The following is a 5,146-nucleotide window of genomic DNA, read 5'->3' as shown; positions in this document are numbered from 1 at the left end:
TGCCCCGCACGCCATCTTCTTGACCATCTGCTCCAAGTGCTCACGTTCTTCGGCGCTCAGGTGTACCCTGCTGGTACTGGCTTGTTTCATGGAATTATTATGCCGGAATATTGGTTACCAGACCACTTAGGATATGGCATAGGCGTTGTTCAATTAAACCCAAATTCATCTCATAAGAGGCATGGGCATAAGCCGCTATCCACATTTTCGCCAAAGCCACATCTCTCACCCTCGTGCAGACCCAGGTGACTGGCCCCAGTTGCCACATTCGGCCTTAAAACAACCCAACCCCCAACTCTGTAGATCGGGGGTTTCGGCTGTGCAGGACTGGGTTTTGGCTTGGTGGGCGATGTAGGATTTGAACCTACGACCCCACGCGTGTGAAGCGTGTGCTCTCCCGCTGAGCTAATCGCCCGCATGCAGTTGGGGCTATGGCCCACAAATGCGTGTATAAGGGTAGCATCCACCCTCGGCAGTGTCAAGGGAGAGACAATAAAATGGGCGCGATGGAGACGGCACTTCTGATCAAAATTGGCGGCAGTTTGAGGGGCGCGGATGCGTTGCTAGATGAGCTGGCTGGGTACCCTGGACCGCTGGTGTTGGTGCACGGGGGCGGTCCTAACATCGGGGAGTGGTTGACCCGCCTGGGCTTCGAGACCCGCTTTAGCCAGGGCTTACGCATCACCCCACCCGAGCAGATGGAGGTGGTGGAGATGGTGCTTACCGCCTTGGGCAAGGAGCTGGCCTATCGGCTGACCGATCGAGGCCGCCCGGCCATCGCCCTGAGTGGGCGGGATGCTGGATTGCTGAAAGCCGTGCCTTTGTCTGAGGAACTGGGACGGGTAGGGACGGTTCAAAAGGTGGACCAAGGGCTGCTCCGGCGCCTGCTCGAGATCGGCCTAACCCCGCTTGTCGCCCCCATAGGCATGGACCCCGAGGGGCCGCTCAACATCAATGCGGATACCGCAGCCGGCGCGGTGGCTGGGGCTTTGTCGCTGCCTGCGGTATTCCTCACCGATGTGGCCGGGGTGCTGCGTGACCCCAAAGACCCCTCGAGCCGTCTGGCCCGTTTGAGCGCCAGGGAAACCCGCCGCTTGATCGCAACAGGGGTGATCTCTGGGGGGATGATCCCCAAGGTTGAAGCCGCTCTCAACGCGCTGGAACAAGGGGCCCCCTGGGCCGCGATTGCCCGCGGTGAGTCGGGGGCTTTGAGCGGGGTGCTGGCCGGCGCCCAGGGAACCCGCCTCGAGCCCAGCGGATAGGGCCAGAAGCGTTACGCAAAGGGTGCAGTTCAAGGATTTTAAGGGCCAATCTCGGGTAGAAGATTAGGCGGTATGGGTGTAGCATATCTCCTTAGCGCAAGCGGAGTTCAACTCTGCGGGAAGAGATGAGATGAGAGTAGCTTTGTTTATCGACGGCTCCTACATGTACGACGCGGCCAAGCGGCTAGGCTGGAACATAGACCACCGCAAGGCCATCGGGGTGTTTGCCAAGCCTGAAGACCTATACAACGCTTTCTACTACGCCCCAGTAACCGATGCCAATGACGAGCGACAACAAAAATTCCTCGATGCCCTGGTGTTCATGGGATACACGGTGCGCAGCCGTGAGACCCATGGGGATCCGCACTTCGAGGCCATGATCGCCACCGACCTGCTGGTGACAGCCCCGCGCTGGGACCGGGCCGTGCTGGCCAGTGGTTCGGGCGATCTTTCGCACACCCTGGCGGCTTTGCGGGCTCAGGGCAAAGAGGTCTACCTGCTGGGCGTGCCCGAGCTGACCGACCTCGAGCTGCGCAACCAGTCCGACCGCTTCCTCGATCTGCGCGAGCTCCAGAGCAGCCTCGAGCGCACCGGGGGCGGACGGCGCACTTACCCCAACCTGAGTGAAGGGGCCGCCCCGCAAGAGAACCCGGAGGAGTCTAGCCCGGCAAGCCGCTTGATGAACAACCTGGAAGACGAGATCTGAGGGTCATCCGCTGGGTTCGGAAGGCCCTCTCCCCGAGGGCCTTTTTCATGGTCTTCCCCCCTATACCCCGACCCGTAAGCCCACCGACCGGGCAGCCGGGTTCACGATCTCCGGGTAGGGCAGGGGCAGGATCAGTTTGCCCCCTCTGGTCACATACTCGCTGCTCTCGAGGGCTTTCCCCGCCTCACAAAGCACCAGCAAGTACTCCGGCCGTTCTTCCAGAAGGCGGGTTGGAGGGTGGATGGGAACCCGCACCCCAGGGATAAAGCGGCCCTGTCGGGCGGGGGACTCCTCCACCACGAACTCCACCACCTCTGAACCCAGGCCCACGAAGTTGAGCAACAGGCTCCCCATTTCTCCGGCCCCGTAGGCAGCAATGCGATACCCCCTAGCCCGCAGCTCGGTAAGGAGGGTGAGCAGGGCCTCCCGTACCGAGGCCACCGCCGAAGCAAACTCCTGGTAGTAGACCGCTCCGGTGAGGCCCAGCCGCTTCTCCTCGGCCAGGTGCTGGGTTAGGGGGGGCTCGGCCATCCGGCGGCGGCTGGCATAGGCCCGGAGCCCACCCCCAGACAGGGTCTCGAGGCCATTCAACCACAGCCCATGCCGACGCAGCAGGTGGCTGAGGGCGTGAAGCGAGAAGTAGTGCTGCATGCGGTGGTTAAAGCGGTCAAACCGCCGCTCCTGCAACCACCCCGCCAGGTCGGGCAGCTCGAGGAACAGGATACCGTGCTCACTCAGCACCCCTACCAGCCCCTCCATCAACCCGTTGAGGTCGGAGGCGTAGGCCAACACCTCTCCCGCCAAGACCACATCTGCCTGGAAACCCTCGTTGGCCAGCTGCTCGGCGAGGGTCCGGTCAAAGACCGCCCTGCGCACGGAAACCCCCTTGGCTTGGGCCGGCCCGGCCAGCTCGGGTGCCGGTTCTATGTACAGCACCTCGACCCCGGCGTGTTGCAACCGACCCAAATCCTCGGAGGAAAGGCTTTGCACCCCCAGCACCCGGGCCCCGGCCAGCAGTTGATGGTCGTGCAGTAGCCGCTGGCTCAGCCCCTGGTAGGGCCGCGCTGGGATGGGGTGGGTGGGGTCAAAGGTTGAGTCCCCCAGCAACTGCACCAGGCTACAGCGCTTGCAAAAGGCCAGCTCGAGCGGAAGGCGGGTCTCCTGGAGGTGCAGGCGATCCAAAGCCAGCGTCTCGGAGATGGGCAGCCGGCCCAGGTTCAAAAAGGGCACCAACTCCCCCGATCCACAAGAGCGACAGGTTCTGACCTTTTTCATTGCCCCAAACTATAGGGTTCGGGGCGTAAAGGCAGCGTTATGAGGGTTTCTCGGCCCACCAACCGTTTTCCCCCCCGCCGTTAAGGTGGCTCGAGGCCGCGGCTCGAGGGAACAACGCGGCTGTAACGTGGGTGATAACGATCCGGCCCAGCCTGTCGCTGGGCCGGCAGCCCCTGCCCGTGCGGTCATCGGGGGAGCGGCTCAAAGCACCTTGCCCTGGCGAACCAGGGCCAAAAACTCCTCTCGGGTTCTGGGGTCATCGCGGAAGCTCCCCAGCATGGCCGAGGAAATGGTGGAGGAATGCTGCTTCTCCACCCCGCGCATCATCATGCACAGGTGCTGGCCCTCCACCACCACCCCTACCCCATGCGGCTCGAGCACCTCCCAGATGGCCTGGGCAATCTGGATGGAAAGCCGCTCCTGCACCTGCAAGCGCCGGGCGAACATATCGGTAATCCGCCCGAACTTGGACAGCCCCAGGATTTTCTTATCGGGAATATAGCCGATGTGCACCGTGCCAAAAAATGGCAACAGGTGGTGCTCACACATCGAGTAATACTCGATGCTCTTTACCACCACCATGTTCGAGCCCTCGGCCTCAAACACCGCGCCGTTTGTCACCTCCTCCAAGGTCTCGTGGTACCCCTTGGTGAGGAAAGCCCAGGCCTTGGCCATACGTTCAGGGGTTTTGAGCAGCCCCTCGCGGCCAGGGTCCTCACCGATCAGGCCCAGCCACTCCTGAGCCAGCTCAGACATGCGCTCGATATCGGCCCCGCTGGGGAACACTATGCCGGTGTCTTCAACCTCGATCATGCGTTTCATCTTGCCCCTTTATACACAACTTGAACGTAGTCTGTACGATTGTCGGGACCGGGCTCCAGCTACAGGTTCCACCCTCCGGCAACCTCGAGCACCTGCCCGGTCAGGTAGGCCTGCTCCAGGAAAAAGACCGCTGCGGCGGCAACCTCCTCCACCTGGGCCAGGCGCCCCAGCGGAACATCCTCCACCGGCTGGGAAACCGAGGTCTCGGCGATTCCCGGGGCCACCACGTTTACCGTGATGCCTTCCCCGGCCAGGCGCTTGGCCAGGGCCTTGCTGTAGAGGATCATCCCGGTTTTGGCGATGACATAGGGGGTGATCCCAGGGCGCGCGATCAGGTTTTGTGCCCCCGCAAAGCCCAGGTTGATCACCCGGCCCCAGCCGGCCCGCTTCATGTGGGGAATCACCGCCTGGGTCAGGTAAAAAGGTGCATTCAGGTTGGAATCCAGCATCTGGTGCCACTCTCGAGGGCTGAGGAGATCAATGGGTTTCTTCAGGTAGTCGCCCACGTTGTTGACCAACACCTGCAGCCCACCCAGCTCAGCCACAACCGCCTCGATCAGCCCCTGAGCAGCCTCGAGCTGGGTCACATCGGCCCGCAGCTTAATCGCGCGGACCCCCAGCCGCTCGGCCTCGAGCCGCGTGGCCTCGGCTTCGGTCTGGCTGTGGCGGTAATGCACGGCCACATCCAACCCCTTGGCCGCCAACGCCAGCAGGATGGCCCGCCCCAAGCCCTTGGCCGAGCCCGTCACCAGCGCGACCCGGCTCATGCCCCTCCTTCGCGGCGCAGGTACTCCTCAACCAGCAGCCGGGTATAGGAGTTCAAGGGGTGCTCCAAGGCCTGCTGCGGCTCGACCCAGAGCCACTCGGCGATCTCGGCGTTGGGCTGGATCGCCTCCGAGCTCGAGCGGGCGAAGTAGTTGGCGAACACGAAGTGCATGGGCTTGTAAAACTGCTCGTCCAGCACGCTCTCCTGCAGCAGTGCAAAGCGGATTTGGGTGAGTTCAAGCCCCACCTCCTCGCGGAACTCGCGCCTCAGGGCCGCCTCGAGCGGCTCCCCCCACTCCACCTTGCCCCCCGGCAC

At 62.8% G+C, this 5,146-nt stretch carries 6 protein-coding genes and 1 tRNA gene; 2 read left to right on the top strand and 5 right to left on the bottom strand.

What is annotated here, in order from left to right; translation table 11 throughout:
- Positions 1-340 precede the first annotated feature (340 nt).
- Positions 341-415, bottom strand: a tRNA-Val gene (locus Mgrana_RS16365).
- Positions 416-506: 91 nt separating this feature from the next.
- Here Mgrana_RS16365 and argB point away from each other — a divergent pair.
- Complete coding sequence (gene argB / locus Mgrana_RS16360; protein WP_119358647.1) at positions 507-1,262, top strand: acetylglutamate kinase; 756 nt, start codon at positions 507-509, stop codon at positions 1,260-1,262.
- 130 nt (positions 1,263-1,392) lie between these two features.
- The gene (locus tag Mgrana_RS16355; protein ID WP_119358646.1) at positions 1,393-1,968 is read left to right on the top strand and encodes a LabA-like NYN domain-containing protein; all 576 of its coding nucleotides are present in this window, start codon (positions 1,393-1,395) and stop codon (positions 1,966-1,968) included.
- 60 nt (positions 1,969-2,028) lie between these two features.
- On the opposite strand, the gene Mgrana_RS16350 is transcribed toward Mgrana_RS16355, so the two are convergent.
- From Mgrana_RS16350 to Mgrana_RS16335, 4 genes are all read right to left on the bottom strand, one after another.
- Complete coding sequence (locus Mgrana_RS16350) at positions 2,029-3,243, bottom strand: class I SAM-dependent methyltransferase (protein WP_119358645.1); 1,215 nt, start codon at positions 3,241-3,243, stop codon at positions 2,029-2,031.
- A gap of 201 nt (positions 3,244-3,444) precedes the next feature.
- Positions 3,445-4,065: a GTP cyclohydrolase I FolE gene (gene folE / locus Mgrana_RS16345; RefSeq protein ID WP_119358644.1), complete on the bottom strand. Its 621-nt coding sequence runs from the start codon at positions 4,063-4,065 to the stop codon at positions 3,445-3,447.
- Between the two features lie 59 nt (positions 4,066-4,124).
- On the bottom strand, positions 4,125-4,832 hold the full coding sequence (gene tmpR / locus Mgrana_RS16340; protein WP_119358643.1) for a bifunctional dihydropteridine reductase/dihydrofolate reductase TmpR: 708 nt from the start codon (positions 4,830-4,832) through the stop codon (positions 4,125-4,127).
- The coding region (locus Mgrana_RS16335; protein WP_119358642.1) for an NUDIX domain-containing protein at positions 4,829-5,146 on the bottom strand (318 nt) is incomplete at its 5' end. The genes Mgrana_RS16335 and tmpR, both read right to left, overlap by 4 nt.

This window comes from Meiothermus granaticius NBRC 107808, from assembly GCF_003574355.1.
Classification (GTDB): domain Bacteria; phylum Deinococcota; class Deinococci; order Deinococcales; family Thermaceae; genus Meiothermus; species Meiothermus granaticius.
The sequence above is the reverse complement of the archived record's forward strand: the minus strand, read 5'-3'. Positions and strand labels throughout refer to the sequence as shown.